This window comes from Pseudomonas farris (assembly GCF_019145235.1).
Taxonomy (GTDB): Bacteria; Pseudomonadota; Gammaproteobacteria; order Pseudomonadales; family Pseudomonadaceae; genus Aquipseudomonas; species Aquipseudomonas farris.
The window spans coordinates 109,243-124,768 of record NZ_JAHSTV010000002.1 but is presented as its reverse complement, the minus strand read 5'-3'; the positions used below and the strand labels follow the sequence as shown (position 1 = coordinate 124,768).

General features: G+C 55.0%; 15 protein-coding genes. 7 read left to right on the top strand and 8 right to left on the bottom strand.

Annotated features, from left to right (window positions below; genetic code table 11):
* Positions 1-8: 8 nt before the first annotated feature.
* The 3 genes from KVG95_RS03845 to KVG95_RS03835 all read right to left on the bottom strand — a co-directional run bounded on the left by KVG95_RS03845 (position 9) and on the right by KVG95_RS03835 (position 5,011).
* Entirely contained in the window at positions 9-3,095 is a 3,087-nt protein-coding gene (locus KVG95_RS03845) for an efflux RND transporter permease subunit (protein ID WP_217854574.1), read from the bottom strand.
* On the bottom strand, positions 3,092-4,213 hold the full coding sequence (locus KVG95_RS03840; RefSeq protein WP_217854573.1) for an efflux RND transporter periplasmic adaptor subunit: 1,122 nt from the start codon (positions 4,211-4,213) through the stop codon (positions 3,092-3,094). Before KVG95_RS03840 ends, KVG95_RS03845 begins: the two co-directional genes overlap by 4 nt.
* Positions 4,214-4,390: 177 nt before the next feature.
* Entirely contained in the window at positions 4,391-5,011 is a 621-nt protein-coding gene (locus KVG95_RS03835) for a TetR/AcrR family transcriptional regulator (RefSeq protein ID WP_217854572.1), read from the bottom strand.
* 87 nt (positions 5,012-5,098) lie between these two features.
* Between KVG95_RS03835 and KVG95_RS03830 the strand changes: the two genes are divergently transcribed.
* A complete protein-coding gene (locus tag KVG95_RS03830) occupies positions 5,099-6,571 on the top strand; it encodes an efflux transporter outer membrane subunit (protein ID WP_217854571.1) in 1,473 nt (490 codons plus the stop codon).
* Between the two features lie 151 nt (positions 6,572-6,722).
* Here KVG95_RS03830 and KVG95_RS03825 read toward each other — a convergent pair whose 3' ends face one another.
* Positions 6,723-7,418: a potassium channel family protein gene (locus KVG95_RS03825; RefSeq protein WP_217854570.1), complete on the bottom strand. Its 696-nt coding sequence runs from the start codon at positions 7,416-7,418 to the stop codon at positions 6,723-6,725.
* Positions 7,419-7,806: 388 nt separating this feature from the next.
* Here KVG95_RS03825 and KVG95_RS03820 point away from each other — a divergent pair, with 388 nt between their 5' ends.
* From KVG95_RS03820 to KVG95_RS03810, 3 genes are all read left to right on the top strand, one after another.
* Positions 7,807-8,676, top strand: coding sequence for an AraC family transcriptional regulator (locus KVG95_RS03820; RefSeq protein ID WP_217854569.1), 870 nt, complete (start codon positions 7,807-7,809; stop codon positions 8,674-8,676).
* Positions 8,677-9,486: 810 nt separating this feature from the next.
* The gene (locus KVG95_RS03815) at positions 9,487-9,684 is read left to right on the top strand and encodes a hypothetical protein (protein WP_217854568.1); all 198 of its coding nucleotides are present in this window, start codon (positions 9,487-9,489) and stop codon (positions 9,682-9,684) included.
* A gap of 160 nt (positions 9,685-9,844) precedes the next feature.
* On the top strand, positions 9,845-10,354 hold the full coding sequence (locus tag KVG95_RS03810; protein ID WP_217854567.1) for a hypothetical protein: 510 nt from the start codon (positions 9,845-9,847) through the stop codon (positions 10,352-10,354).
* A 123-nt stretch (positions 10,355-10,477) separates the two neighbouring features.
* On the opposite strand, the gene KVG95_RS03805 is transcribed toward KVG95_RS03810, so the two are convergent.
* On the bottom strand, positions 10,478-11,044 hold the full coding sequence (locus KVG95_RS03805; protein ID WP_217854566.1) for a nucleotidyltransferase family protein: 567 nt from the start codon (positions 11,042-11,044) through the stop codon (positions 10,478-10,480).
* 189 nt (positions 11,045-11,233) lie between these two features.
* On the bottom strand, positions 11,234-12,190 hold the full coding sequence (locus tag KVG95_RS03800; RefSeq protein ID WP_217854565.1) for a GlxA family transcriptional regulator: 957 nt from the start codon (positions 12,188-12,190) through the stop codon (positions 11,234-11,236).
* 115 nt (positions 12,191-12,305) lie between these two features.
* On the opposite strand from KVG95_RS03800, the gene KVG95_RS03795 reads away from it, so the two are divergent.
* From KVG95_RS03795 to KVG95_RS03785, 3 genes are all read left to right on the top strand, one after another.
* Positions 12,306-13,307: an SLAC1 anion channel family protein gene (locus tag KVG95_RS03795; protein ID WP_217854564.1), complete on the top strand. Its 1,002-nt coding sequence runs from the start codon at positions 12,306-12,308 to the stop codon at positions 13,305-13,307.
* A gap of 64 nt (positions 13,308-13,371) precedes the next feature.
* Positions 13,372-13,698 carry a DMT family transporter gene (locus tag KVG95_RS03790; RefSeq protein WP_217854563.1) on the top strand — a complete coding sequence of 109 codons (327 nt, stop codon included), beginning with the start codon at positions 13,372-13,374 and terminating at the stop codon, positions 13,696-13,698.
* Positions 13,699-13,947: 249 nt separating this feature from the next.
* Positions 13,948-14,316 carry a hypothetical protein gene (locus KVG95_RS03785; protein ID WP_217854562.1) on the top strand — a complete coding sequence of 123 codons (369 nt, stop codon included), beginning with the start codon at positions 13,948-13,950 and terminating at the stop codon, positions 14,314-14,316.
* Between the two features lie 123 nt (positions 14,317-14,439).
* On the opposite strand, the gene KVG95_RS03780 is transcribed toward KVG95_RS03785, so the two are convergent.
* Positions 14,440-14,898: a metallophosphoesterase family protein gene (locus KVG95_RS03780; protein WP_217854561.1), complete on the bottom strand. Its 459-nt coding sequence runs from the start codon at positions 14,896-14,898 to the stop codon at positions 14,440-14,442.
* Between the two features lie 102 nt (positions 14,899-15,000).
* Positions 15,001-15,489 (bottom strand): GNAT family N-acetyltransferase, encoded by a 489-nt coding sequence (locus KVG95_RS03775; RefSeq protein ID WP_217854560.1) that lies wholly within the window; start codon positions 15,487-15,489, stop codon positions 15,001-15,003.
* Positions 15,490-15,526 lie beyond the last annotated feature (37 nt).

The following is a 15,526-nucleotide window of genomic DNA, read 5'->3' as shown; positions in this document are numbered from 1 at the left end:
TTGCTCGATCAGGCAGGATTTACGGCGGTCGAGGCCTCCTGTGAGGTGTCAGGTTTGATCTTGAACCAGAGGGCGTACATCGCAGGCAGGAACACCAATGTCAGCACAGTGCCAGCAAACGTACCTCCGATCAGGGTGTAGGCCAGCGTTCCCCAAAACACCGAATGGGTCAGCGGGATGAACGCCAGCATCGCCGCGAGCGCCGTGAGAATGACGGGCCTGGCTCGCTGCACAGTGGCTTCGACCACTGCGTCATAAGGGGACAGGCCGGCCTGCTTATTGGCGTGAATCTGACCGATGAGAATCAGCGTGTTACGCATCAAAATTCCCGACAGCGCAATCAGCCCCACCAACGCGTTGATCCCGAAGGGTTGCTGGAACAGCAGAAGCATCGGCACCACGCCAATCAGTCCCAGAGGCGCCGTGGCGAACACCATCATCATTGCCGACATCGAACGCACCTGAAGAATGATGGTGAGCAACGTCAGCGCGATCATGATGGGGAACAACGGCAGCAACGCCTTGTTCGCTTTGCCCGACTCCTCAATCGCCCCTGCCAATTCAATCCGATAGCCCTTAGGCAACTGTTCAATAAGCGGTTGCAGTTGCTTCATCACGGCGCTGGAAACATCTGGAGGCTGAAGCCCTTCAGCCACATCACCACGTACGGTGATGGTTGGCGTTCGGTCACGACGCCGCAGGATGGGCTCTTCCATTCGGATATCCACCGTCCCGATCTGAGACAACGACACCCGTTGGCCCTGCGCTCCGGTCAATGTGAAGGCATCGATTTTCGAGGGATCCAAACGAGTGTCACCGGCAGAGCGTGCAACCACCTGGACTGAGCGAATGTCCTCGCGCACCTGGGTCACTGGCGCTCCGCTCAGCAGAAACTGAAGCTGCTGAGCAACATCTGCGGAGGTCAAACCGAATGCCTGCAGACGATCCTGATTCAGCGTCAGGTGGAGTGCCGGCGCACGCTCGCCCATGTCCGTATTGACGGTTCTCATCATGGGGCTGGCTTTCATGACCTCACGCACCTGGCCGGCGATATCGCGTAGCACTGTCAGGTCCGGCCCCATGACGCGAAAGGCCACCGGGTAAGGCGAGTAAGGACCGAATACCAACTGGGTCGCACGTACGCGTGCTTGAGGGGCCAGGCCATCAGCAACGGCTTGCCTCAGCCGGATCTTGAGAGCCTCACGCTCTTCCTGATTTGCCGTTAGCACAACGATTTTTGCAAAAGAAGGATCGGGCAACTCTGGCGCCATCGCCAAGTAGAACCGTGGAGCGCCCTGACCAATGTAGGCGGTGACTATCCGTGCTTCCGGCTGTTGCGCAAACCAAGCCTCGACTTCGGATGCCGCTGCATCAGTTTGCTCGATGGACGTGCCATAAGGCATCTGAACCTCAACGAGCACCTCGGGGCGGTCTGATGTTGGGAAAAATTGCTTCTTCACCACGCCCATGCCGAGAATAGCGACAATGAACAAACCAACCACTGAGATCGCTACAAGCCCTTTACGGCGAATTACCACGCCCAGCACGCGCCTGAAACGCAAGTAATTGGGCGTGCCGTAAATCGCGGTATGGCCGCCTTCAGGCACCTTGATCTGCGGCAGCAGTTTCACCCCCAGGTAAGGTGTGAACACCACTGCCACCACCCAGGATGTGATCAGCGCAATGCCGACGATCCAGAACATGTTGGCTGTGTACTCACCTGCTGTTGATTTGGCGAAGCCATTAGGCATAAAGCCGATTGCAGTGACCAACGTGCCCGACAACATAGGAGCTGCAGTGTGACTCCAGGCATAGGCGGAAGCTTTGATGCGGTCATAACCCTCCTCCATTTTCACCACCATCATTTCAATGGCAATGATCGCATCGTCCACCAGTAGCCCCAGCGCCAGAATCAGCGACCCTAGCGTTATACGGTCAAAGTCTTTACCTGTTGCGGCCATGACAATGAAAACTGCCGCCAGGGTCAGCGGCACCGCCGCAGCGACGACGATGCCGACACGCCAGCCCATACTGAGAAAACACACCAGCAGAACCACGCCCAGCGCAGCGAAAAACTTGATCATGAATTCGGTGACGGATGCATCTATGTTCACCGCCTGATCGGTGACCTTGCTCAATGTCATGCCTAGCGGCAATTGCTCATTGATCGACGTTGTCTCGGCTTCAAGCGCCTTACCTAAATCGAGACCGTTCCAGCCGTCGCGCATCACAATACCGAGCAGCAACGCGGGCTCGCCATTGTTGCGCACCATAAACGTGGTGGGGTCCTCGTAACCGCGCTTGACCTCGGCCACATCGGATAATTTGAGGGTCCTACCCTGCACGGCCAGCGGCGTGTCGCGAATCTTCTGGAGATCATCAAACGCGCCATCAAACCGGATGAACACCTGTGGGCCCTTCGCCTCAACTGAACCGGCCGGCGTCATCATGTTTTGCGCGCTCAACGCGCTAAATATGTCTCGAGCGGAAATACCCAGCGTCGCCAGACGCTCGTATGACAACTCGACATAAATGCGCTCGGACTGCTCACCAATGATATTGACCTTCTTCACGCCCGCCACGTGCAGCAGGCGCTGGCGCAAGGACTCGGCCTCGCGCACCAGCAATCGCTGCGGCTCGCCCTTGGCCTTGAGCGCATAAAGGGCAAAGGTGACATCGGCATATTCGTCGTTGACGATCGGGCCGATGACTCCAGGCGGCAAACCCGCCTCTTCATCACGGAGCTTCTTGCGAGCCTGGTAAAACTCCTCGGGAACAGCAGAAGGTGGCGTGCTATCGAGCAAATAGACGGTGGTGAGTGCCACTCCCGGACGAGTGAAGGTCTCAGTCCGGTCATACCAACGCAGTTCCTGCATGCGTTTTTCCAGCTTTTCAACCACCTGATCCTGCATCTCCTGAGCCGTCGCACCAGGCCATACCGTTACCACCGTCATTTGTTTGATGGTGAAGGCAGGATCTTCCGCCCGCCCTAGTTTGAAGAAGGCGTACAGCCCACCTATGGATATCAACAAGATCAAAAACAGCGTGATCGAACGCTCACGCACTGCCAGTGCGGACAGGTTGAACCCGGTCATCGGCGCACCTCAGCCACTGCTGCCTGAGCGTTGCCCGCCACCTGAGGCCTGACCTGCTCACCCTCGCTTAAAAGGTGAGCGCCCAACGCGACAATACGATCATTGATATTGAGATTACCTGTCACACGTGCAGTTTCTGCGTTACTCAAACCGAGGAACTTTACGGGGCGCCAGGTCACCTGCTCAGGTTCTCCGCCCACGACCCATACACCCGGACCTTTACCCGCGTCGTAGAGAGAAGCGACGGGCACCTGGACTTCACTATCGATGGCAGTTGGCGTGCCGCCTATGGCAACCGAAATGGTCGACCCCAGTGCGGCATTGGCAAGTGCGCCTTCCAGCACGTAACGCGCCTCAAATGTGCGAGTCAACCTGTCAGCCGAATCGGACAGTTGGCGCAGATGCGCCTTCCCTTCGTGCCGGTCCAGCCCATAAAGCTGCACTGTCGCCGACGATCCCAGTGCAGGACGTAGCGTTTCAGGCAATTGAATGACTGCCTCACGCTGCCCGGAATGGGCGACACGCACCACCACCTGGCCCGCGCCTACTACCTGCCCCGGCTCCACCAAAGTGTCTACAACAACGCCGTCGGAATCGGCCAGCAAGGTTGAATAACCGGTGGAGTTTTTCGCCACATCAGCCTGGGCTTTGGCCGCATTCAGTTGAGCTTTGGCCGAGTCGGCAGCCGCTTTGATCCCTGCGTAAGCCGAGGCAGATACAGCACCGATAGACACCAGATCACGGTATCGCCGCTCGTCATCAGTAGCTTGTCGGGATCGAGCCATTGCCGCCAGCACTGCTTCCTGCTGCGCTCGCGCTGTCAGCATCAGATCGTTCGCATCAATTCGCATAAGTGGCTGTCCGCGTTTGACGCTCTGGCCAGTGTCCACGAGGCGCTCCGTCACCTTTCCGGGCACTCGAAAACCAAGGTCACTCTGAACCCGAGCCGCAACGACGCCAGTATATACGCGGGTTTCAGGCACAGAAGGCTGAACCAGACCGATGCGCACCAAGGGCACCTGAAGACGAGGATCAGGAGGCGGCGCCTCGCTGCATGCAGCCAAGGCAAACGGCAATAGACCGATGAAGATAAATGAATGGGAGCGGCGCTGGACCATAGAGACCTCTTGGAAGCAGATACGCCATGCTTATTCAAGTGACCAATTATGTCAATGGTCACGACATGAACAAATGAAAGCCGCCTGATGACCAAGGTGAGATCAGCAGAGTCGGCCTTAAGTTACGGATGCAAAGATAAATGTGGAGGTACGCAAGATCTGCCAGCCAGAACCTTTTTAAGGCATCAGGCTGCGCAGAATGAGGTTGGAGATGAGCCCGGGTGCCTCTTCAACGACGTCGAGGTTGTACTGCAACAGCAAAGGATTGATGTAGGGACGTAAAGCGAGATGAATCGATTCCACCGTCTCATCCAATGGTGTCTTGCGCTCAAACTCTCCAAGTTCACGCCCCTCTCGCACAATTTGCTGTACGAAGTGTTTGATTCGCACGTCATAGACCTGCGAGCTGGGCCAGCTCTCCGAAGCAGCGAACGCCGCTATGTCATACAACTTTCGATCATTAAAAAATAGGTCAATCCCCTTGGTTACCAGGGTTTTGACCAATCGCCGAAAGCGCTCCGTGGGTGAGATACCCTCGGCATTGATCGCTTCCTCCACCGCCGCAATGATTTGCGACAGGCAATTGCTGCAAATTGCCTCACCAATCGCCTGCTTGGAGTCGAAGAACTTGTAGATATAAGCCTTGGAAAAACCGATCGCTTTCGCAAGGTCGGAGACTGTTGTCTTGCTGTAACCGTATTGACTGAAATGTTCATTGGCCGCCGCGACAATCTGGTCGCGGATGTCGTGTTCGGCTGGACCGCGGGTGCTGGACGAGGAAACGGATAATGGGTTCATGCGATCAGCTTACGCACCCGCAGGACAGTTGACAACTCATGACCAAATCGTAATATGGTCACAAATCTAGCATTTCCAAGGTGTCACATGCACCCTTTCCGTTTTGCCGTTTTGCTAAGTTTCGGTATGGTCACGGGTTGCTCGGTGGGCCCTGACTATTCAGTGCCCAAAGTAGAACTGCCCGAGCATTTTTTGGCGCTTACACCTACAACACGAACAGTTGACGCAGCCCCCTGGGATCTCACCGTCTGGTGGAACGCTTTCAATGACCCCGTTCTCAGTCAGTTAATCAATCGAGCCCTTGAACAGAACCTCGATTTAGCTCAGGCAACAGCCAGGATCGAACAGGCTCGCGCAGGCTTGGGGGCAGCTAACGCAGCTCTTTTGCCGTCGGCTACAGTCAGCGGCCAAGCGGCTAGAGCGCGACAGTCCTTGGAGACACCGCTGGGCCAAGTGCTGAATTCAGATCCATCCTATAACCGCTACGGCAGTGCTTATGAGGCTAATCTCAATGCTGGCTGGGAACTGGATGTATTTGGAGGATTACGCCGAGGCAAAGAAGCAGCCGTCGCCGACTATCAGGCTTCCCAAGCTGCAGCGGTTGCCACACGTCTAGCAGTGGTAGCGCAGACTGCTGACCTTTACATCAGCATCCGCGGCCTGCAAGCACGCCTGGCAATTGCAAGAAAGCAAGTAGAGACGCGACAACACCTGCTCTCCACCATCGAACATCTCTATGCCAAAGGACTGGCTGCTGAACTACAGTTGAATCAGACTCAAGGATCGCTGAACCAAGCGCAAGCAACTGTCCCTGTACTGCAGGCTGGCCTTGATTCGGCGATGAACGCTCTGGATGTCATGTTGGGTAAACCACCGGGTACTTACACTGCGCAGTTGACTCAATCGACACGCATCCCGGACATACCAAAATTCGCCAGCCTGGGCTCTCCAGCCGACCTGCTGCGTCGGCGTCCAGACTTGATCGTCGCAGAGCGCCGACTTGCGGCATCGAACGCTCGCATCGGCGAAGCCATTTCCGAGTACTACCCAAAGTTTTCTATGGGAGCGCTGCTAGGTAGCGCTACGTCGGTCTCCAGCGGAAATCTTTTCACCAACGATGCCAATCAGGCATCGGCGGTATTGGGATTACGCTGGAGGCTGTTCGACTTTGGCCGCATCAACGCTCAGATTGACTTGGCCAAGGGGCAAGAAGCCGAAGCGTTAGCCGCCTATCGCCAATCGGTGCTGCGGGCCTCCGAGGATGTCGAAACCGCTTTTTCGGCACTGATCAACCGCGAGCAGCAATCTAAAAATCTTGCACAGGGTGAGGCTGCTTATGCAAAAGCCCGACGTACATCGTTTACCGCCTATGAGAAAGGCGTGGTGAGCTTGATCGAAGTATTGGATGCCGATGAGAACTTGTTAGCTGCATCTGATGGTAGGGCACAAGCACAAACGGAATCGGCTCGCGCTGCGGTGGCTACATTCAAAGCCTTGGGTGGCGGCTGGCAACGCGAGGCAACATTTCCCAATCCTGATCCCTTGCCCCCCGCCATCTAATCTGCAAGCGGCCCAGCACAGATGTGTATCTGACCGGTGGCTTTCGGGTTGATTACAACCCTTCAAGATGGACACCAATCAGCCAGAAGCCCCCGCACAGATTTATCGAGGTCAGTGCGACTCACGCGGGGCCACCAGAAGGCCCTTCTGATCATTTAGAGCGGCCCGCAAATTTCTGAATCAGATGAGTCGAGCCAGAGACGATGAGTAAATCGCCCGGCAGGATCAGGGTGCCAGGCGTGGCATGCTGGAAGTCTTCGTTGGCGCGCTTGAGCCCTACAACCGTTACGCCATATTTTTCACGAATATTGGCGTCGGCAAGTGTGTTGTTTTGAGTCGGCAATGGGGCGTGAATTTTGGCGATTGCAAAGCCGTCATCAAACTCGATGAAATCAATCATCCGCCCGGTAATGAGGTGCGCGACACGCTCCCCCATATCCGCCTCCGGGTAGACAACGTGATGGGCGCCAATGCGCTGGGCAAGATGTCCATGTTCGGCAGTCAGTGCTTTGACCCAGATATCCGGGATGCCCAGTTCGGTCAACGCCATGATGGTCATCAGGCTGGCCGCCAGGTCGGTACCGATCCCCACGATGGCATGGGCAAAGTCGGCAACGCCCAGTTGGCGCAAGACCATGAGGTTGGTGGAGTCGGCCTGGACTGTGTGAATCAAGAGATCAGCCCAGTCATGGACAGGCTCAGCATTCCTGTCGATGCCCATGACGTCATGGCCCAACCGCATCAACGATTGGGCCACAGAGCTGCCGAAGCGGCCGAGGCCGATCACCACAACGCTATCGCCTTTGGAAAAAGAAAACTGCTCCGTAAACAGAAACTTAGCCAACAATTGGATCCCAAGGCGCAGCACTACCTTCGGCGTGGGATATCGGGAGCATCAGAAGCGCGCTGCCGACGAGTATTGCTGCCAGAAAAACCAAAGCGACAGCTCTGGATGGATGAAGCAATGATTTCATTTAATGGTCGCCAGCAAGGTCGGGAGGCATGGGCGAGGGCTTACGCGCATCGAGGGCCGATTCTCAAAACAGGAACATCGATAGCTCACAGGCACGGTAAATTCAGCCGTATTCCAGAATATAACCCTGCATGCCGGGCGCTGGCAGATTTTACGTAGCGACGCAGACTTCAAAACGGTGCCTTGAGCAAACGCGGCTAGGCGCGTTCACGCCGCTATAGTCGACTCTATTGCCGACCGTACTTCCAGGAGCCTTTTCCCAGTGTCTGACATGCCGACCAACTTCGCTTACACAAAACGCTTCAACGCCGTACTCGCCTACATTGATGCCCATCTCGAAGGTGACCTGTCGGTGAAGACGTTGAGCCATGTGGCGAACTTTTCGGCGTTTCACTTCCATCGACAATTCACCGCGTTCGTAGGAGTGCCTGTCTCACGTTATGTGCAACTGATGCGGCTACGACGCGCGGCACATCGCTTGGCCGCCCCCGCTGATCACTCGGTACTGGATGCCGCACTCGGTGCCGGCTTTGAAAGTCCCGAGGCATTTTGCAGGGCGTTCAGGCGGGCGTTTGGTATGACGCCGAGTGCGTTCAGGAAGGAACCGAACTGGCAGGTCTGGAATGCGGTATTCGCAATCCCTCACTTTTCCAGGACTATCATCATGCAAGTACGAATAGTGCAATTCCCTGAAGTCAGGGTAGCAACGCTTGAGCACTGCGGGCCAGCCGGGCTCGTCAATGAGAGCGTGCGCAAGTTCATCGAGTGGCGTATGCAGAGCGGACAGTCGCCGGTGGCATCGAGTCGCACCTTTGGCATTCCCTATGGCAACCCCGATACGACACCTCCACAAGCATTCCGCTTCGCCATTTGCGGCGAGATTCACGAGGCCGTGGCGCCGAATGGGTTCGGCGTGCACGAGATCGTCATTCCTGGCGGTCGCTGCGTCGTGGTGCGACACGCGGGGTCACCGGATCACATTGGCGAAACGATCTATCCGATTTACCGTGATTGGCTTCCCGCCAGTGGAGAGGAACTTCGTGACCAGCCGCTGTTCTTTCATTACCTGAGCGTCTATCCCGAGACACCGCAGGATCAATGGCAAACTGATGTGTATGTTCCGCTGCAATAGCGAAGCTTTTGGCCCTGAGCTGATGTTGACGAGTGTCCGCTCAGGGGTGTGGATTGCAGTCTTTGTTCTCTATTTATGGCGTTGCTGACAAAGAGTAGATACTTTGATGAGCCCGGTCAGCGGGGTTCTCACTCAAATATCAAAACAAGGAAGTGCAATGGGCGTCCCGCTCCCCCTCTGGCTCATTCTCACAGCCGTGACCGCTTATGTTGCGAGTACACGCGGGCGATCAGGGCCAAGATGGTTTGCAATCGGGCTTTTCGTTCCCGGCGTAGCCCTGATCGCCGTGTTGTTAATGCCACGGTTGGCAAAGACCGGTGTTGACGCTCTAGTGCACGAAGATCTGCGCCCCTGCCCTGCCTGCACCCAAGCCATCAAAGCTGCAGCCTCACGATGTAAGCGCTGCGGAGCCGAAGTGGAGCCTATCGCCCTGAGAAATCGCAGCGGCTGGGTAGCACGCATTACTGCCCATACCGATGAGGAATTTGAACGGATAGCTGCACAGATGACGCTAATCGACATACCAACAATTCTCGATGAAGCGCCCCACGTTTTCGCAGGCCCGTTTGAAGAAAAGGCCGAGGCACAAAACATGCTCAGATACCTGAAGTCCGACCATGGCCTGGATGGACTGGTGACGTGGCGGTCAGTGACTAGGTAACAAGACACTCCCATCATCGCGCCTGGCTGTCTGCATACTTGGCTTACATGGATTCCATCTGGTTCGCAGACAGGTCTGCTAGCATCCGCTTTTTGTATATTTCTGAGCTACCAGCAGATTCAACCGGTCGAAGCAACACAAGGAGTTCCATGGAAATGCTGATGGAGGTTGTGTTCGGCGTCATCTGCTATCGAGTCGGATATTGGGTACTCAGGGCGATAACGCTGGGCCGGTTCACCGGAAAAAGCAGCTATTGGTTTGCAGTGGTCTGCACCGTAGGCGCATTGGTGTTGCTATCCCCTGTCATCACAATCATTGCATGGAAGTTGATGGAGAGCGCCAAGTAAGCACTGACCTGACTATTGTCCTTTTTCGGACAGAAGCGGCGCCATCCCTCCCTCTCTTCCGGCATAGGAAGCACAATCTGGACAAAAACGCTACCTACCATACACTTGGCAAACAAAGGCACAGTTTTTGTTTTCCGGCTAGCTAGCCTAGGTTAGACCTATGAACCCTCGCTACCACGAAATACACCGGGTCGAGATCAAAAGACGGCTGTATCGCTACGCCGATCAACAGTGGGATGCTCTTTTTGGTGTATTCACCGCAAGCATTATCTTTGCTGGCTTTGGAGTCAGGTTCTGTTTTTCGCCTATACCAGGAAGCTGGATTATAGGGTTCGTGTTCTTTTCCTTGAGTGCACTTATTTTCACCCTGTACAGGTGGATGCTTCGCACCCTGAGCAAGCGAGGAACAGACAGCGGATGGCTCAATACGTCTGATCAATTAATTATCGTAGCGCTTATTTGCCTGGCTATATTTTTACCTGACTCCAACCAACTGGCATTGTTTTTTTTCTTTCTTTGCGCAGGTGCATACGGTAATTGGCGTCTAAGGCAGAACCTGCGAATTCATTTGATGCGCTACTATTTTCGCGAAGCGCGCGAGTACATTCGAGAGATAGAACGTTACAGCCCTCGCCCTAAACGCCCGACTAAGCTGAAAGCGCCACAATAGGAAAAAGGCACGTCGCAAACTGGCCTTCTTGACCGGCAGAAAACGGCCAGAAGCGGCCATTCAAAGCGGGCAATAAATCCACGCCTGGCGACCCAATCGTACTGGGAAGGTGTGCGATCTTTATCAAATGCTGGAATCAATAATCCTGAGCCAAGGCCAGCGAGCTTGATAACTTTTCGCCTTCTGAGCGAACAAGTCTGGCTTTGGATTTCTCGGGTTTATACGGAGAACCCCTTGATCCGTGTCGCCTAGCCCATTGGGAGAGTAGATTTCGCCAGTGTCCACACCCAGACCAATGCACGTACCTGCAATCAGATATCGATCGATACCGTCTTTAGTTGAATCAAGTTGAGGATAGGACCCGCCAAATCGCTGGCTGTACCAAAGGTGGACGCGAGCCTGGTTCTTGATCTCGACATTTACATCGAGGTCCTGAAACAGACGCCGAACTGAATGGATAACCTCATCCTCGGCCTCCCAGGACAAATCATCATCGAAGTAAAAGACGTCGTAATCCTTCACTCCCCACGCTGGCGGCAGCCGCGACCGATGATTCCAAATGGCTTGGAACAAGCAACCAGCCGTAAGCATGCACTGACCTAAACCGAGCGCAGGCAAGCGTGAGGTGATTTCAGCGTTTATTGGATTGGTCATTGCCACCCGGACCAAATCTTCGACAGTCAATGTCATCTTCATCCTTTGAAATCGATCTAATTCTGGGGGGTTACGATACCTCAGCGGTACGCAAAATTCGCGAAATGACTGTGCTTCTCGCTCGTATACGGGGGTAATCGCTGCCGGTTGCGAGCGGCAACTAGGGGGCGATTTCGGTCGGTCGTGACAGGCAGAAAACGGCCAAAAGAGGACGCTGAAGTAACATCACACCGATGAAAAACGCTTTCGATAATCACTTGGCCCCACTCCGAGACGCCGCATAAATGCCCTTCTGAACCCATCCGTATTGGCATAGCCGACTGTATCGGCCAAGCGTTTGAGTGATACGTCCGAGTCTTCGATTAGCCGTCTGGCCGCATCGATCCGCGCCAGTTCGACAAATTCGGCCGGAGTCGAACCGGCTTCGGCCTTGAAGATACGGGCGAAGTTGCGCTCGCTCATACCGGCGCGGCTGGCCAGGATGGGAACGCTCAAGTCGGCCTTCAGGTGCTCCACCACATAATCCTGCACGTCTCTGATCACGCTACGTTCGGCGGTTTGCGCTGCCAGTTGAGCGCTGAACTGCGATTGCCCGCCAGGTCGCTTGAAGAACATCACCATTTCACGGGCAACGCTGAGCGCCAGTTCTCTGCCGTGGTCCTCTTCAACCAGCGCCAGCGCAAGATCCATGCCTGCCGTCACACCCGCCGAGGTGTAGACGTTGCCATCCTTGATAAAGATGCTGTCCGGATCGACGTGGATTTGTGGGTGTTCTCTGGCCAGCTTTGCGCTGGAATTCCAGTGAGTGGTGACACGGCGTCCGTCGAGCAGCCCAGCGGCGGCAAGCAAGAATGCACCGCTACAGACGGAGCCGATACGACGTACGGATTTCGCCTGCCGGCGTAGCCAATCTTGCAACACAGGGTCATGCGCAATTTCGTCGATGTGTGGGCTGCCGGCCACGAGCAAGGTGTCGATCTTGCCTTTGTAAGTTTCGAAGGTTTCGTCGATGCCAAGCTTCAAACCGCTTGAGCCTTTGATCATCCCTCTGCAGGTACCGATGACTTCGACCCGATAGGTGCGTGGATTGCCCAGTTGCCTGGCTGCTTCGGCGAAGACGTCGGCAGGTCCGACGACGTCCAGCAGTTGCACGCGGGGGAATGCCAGGAGGGTTATGCGCATGATGTCTGTCCTCGTCGAATCATTGGCTGAATACGTCGCTTTATGACTATTTCAGCCAGCGGTTGTTTGGCTGAAAATAGCTCCAACAGCAAATTCAGTCAAACGAGAGACTGCCATGAACACTGCATATACCCCCCCCGTCGCTGCAGCTCAATCGGTACAAACCGGCACGACGTCCTTCAAAAACCTGCCTATCAATCTGTTCGGCTCTGTCATGGGCTTGGCCGGCCTGGGCCTGGCATGGCGCTTGAGTGATCAGTATTACGGCGTCGGTGGCGTGTTGGGTGAAGCGATTGGCGCGCTGGGCGGCCTGGTATTCGTGCTGCTGACCTTGGGTTACCTGACCAAATGGGTGAAACATCCAGAAGCGGTAAGGGCCGAGTTCAACCATCCGATTGCCAGCAACTTTTTTGGCACCTTCACCATTGCAGTGTTGCTGCTTTCGGCAGTCGCGGCGCCCTACAATGAACTGCTCGGACAGGCTCTCTGGATACTGGGAAGCGCACTGACAGTGTTGCTCGCGGGCCTCGTAGTTTCCCGCCTGTTGTCGGGTAACCAGGATTCGTTAAATGCCGTACCTGCCTGGCTGATTCCAGGTGTTGCCACCCTCGATATCGCGGTAACCGGTGCGCACATGCCTATGGCTTGGACTGCTGAGTTCAACATGTTTGCGCTCGCCGTGGGTGCGGTGCTGGCGCTGGTTTTCTTCACCCGGATCTTTTCGCGACTGGTGCATGAGGCAACTCTGGCCAAAGGCATGGTGCCTTCGCTGATGGTCCTGATTGCACCGTTTGAAGTAGGTTTCCTGGCGTACACCAACGTGTTCGGCGAGATCGACCGATTTGCCAGCGTGTTGTTCTACTTCGGCCTGTTCCTGTTCGTGGTATTGAGCTTCAAAGTGTTCCGACGCGATGTGCCCTTTTCCCCTTCGTGGTGGGCAATCAGCTTTCCCATCGCTGCCCTGAGCAATGCCGCGCTGAAATATGCACATGCCCAGGACAACACCGTGCTGATGATCATCGCCGCTGTGATTCTGCTGTTCCTCACTGTGGCACTTACCGTGTTGTTGGTGAAAACCCTGATCAGCCTGTTCAGCGGCAAACTCTTGGCCAACTGACCTTTTACTTCACTTTGGCGAGCCTTTATCGGCTCGATTTTTTTGCCCATACAGGTTTCATCGAATGACTTACAACACATCGTGGTTACTGCTGATCGTTGCCGGCTTTCTGGAGATTTTCTTTGCGGTCGGCTTGAAATCTGCAAACGGCTTTGAACGGCCCTGGCTGCTGGCCGGCACGGTCGTAGTGTTGGCCGGTAGTTTGTGCTTGTTGACGATGGCGCTGCGGGTGCTGCCCGTAGGAACTGCCTATGCGGTCTGGACCGGCATTGGCGCTGCTGGCACAGCCATCGTTGGAATGTATTGGTTGGGTGATACGGTATCGTTCTGGAAACTTGTCTGGATTGGCTTGATCCTCTTGAGTGTCGCCGGACTACGCTGGGCGGCCTGAACAGAGCGAGTACTTAATTGAATCAATAAACAACCCTATGTTGAAGAGCATTGCGAAAGAAGGATTGTTCTCGTTCGTGACAGGAAGCAACGGCGAAAAGCATTTCTTTGGCGAACGGCAGCTAGGGGTCGGTTGCTGCCCTTCGCAACAGGTAGCCATCGGACCCAAAAAGCAGACTGTAGACAGGTAACCGCTGACGTCTCTACGCTCGTCGACCTAGTGACAGCACAGCGCTAAAAAGGAGCAGTTATGTTGGTAGTTACCATTGATCGAGATAGCGTTCATGCGGGGGATGATATGGGAAGCCACGCGACGTCGATCACGCTCGATCCATCAGCAACGCTGCGTTCCTTAATCGAAGTGATACAAGGTATGGGCTACCTACCTGGTATCAATGGAGGCAAGGCTACTTGGATTATTTGTTCGTCTGGCAAACCAATAGGTGTTTTAGCGCAACAATGGTCAGAACCTAAATTGACTGCGCCCCCCGCGAGCATCGTGGATCAGTATTTCGGAAATACCGAACCTCGCCTTCTGTTCAGATATTGGGGCCAAGCAGATCCAGATCAGGTCTTTTCGCATATCGAGGCCGGAAGTGAGCCGCCATCACTGTTTTAGGATTGGCGGGTGGCATTCCTATCGATGAATGCAGTTCAGATGACTGCTATCCAAGCTTAATGCTTTCGCTGCAAAGCTGTATGAGACGAAACTGCATGCCTTGCCAAGACCATCCAAGGAATGTCATTCCAGCAGCGAGACCAGGCGCGGCTCAATCGAGCACGTAAGCACCTCAAGTAGAGCCAGCGTCACCGGTAGTTTGAAGCGCCGCCGGCCAGCGCTGCCTGGGTTGAGGTATAGCCGTTCGCCGCGCCATTCTATGCGTGGCTTATGCGAATGGCCGGTGATCACCAGCCTTATGTCTGCATCAAGCACGGCAGGGACATCTGCAATGTCATGAACCAGCAAGGTCTGCCAGCCATTCAGGTCGAAACATAGTCGGTCGGCGAGATTTTCTGCCCAAGGGGCGTCCAGATCATTGTTCCCGCGCACTACGTGCAGCGGGGCAATGGACGCCAGTTGATCAAGTATTTCGAGCTTGCCGATGTCGCCGGCGTGAATGATCCGTTCACAACCCTCCAAGGCAGCAAGGGCTTCGGCGCGCAGTAAGCCATGGGTATCGGAGATCACGCCAACTTTCATGCAACGCTCCAGACCGGTCTCAAGTATGGGAACTCACCAGAACCAAAGCAGCCGACTGAATACCTGAAAGCAGCTGCATTTACCGGGCTTACAAGGTGAGCATTATGGTCGGCCCGCTCTTCTGCGGGTCATATGGATGAGTGCTGATCTACGACTATCCAGAGAAGATCGCTCTTCAACAGCAAAGGGCAAGAAGCCCAGTTTTGGATAAAGCAGCAAGCCTGCTGTGTTTTCATTGAAACACGAGATCTGTACTTCGGTGGCGTCATAGCGATTGAACGCCAGAGCTGTCATCGTCTCCACGATGAAGGTCGCCACACCTTTACCTCGTGCCTCTTGGGCAACGATGACATTGCCGATACAGCAAACCCCACCCGTTTCAGCCCGATAAAAGTTAGCAAAGCCGACGACGCTATTCCCGCACTCGACAACCGTCGAGTCGAATCGTTGAGTAATAGCGTTAGAAAGCTGAGCTTCAGTCAGAGGGTATTGAGCTTTCGGAAACATATAAAACAGTTCCCGAGCGTCAAGAGGAAAGCTACAGATAGTTTTGATGTCATCAGCCTTCACTGGCCTGTGCTGCAATATCATCGCGCGTCCTTGAGGTCTTTGATTACCGTTACCAAGC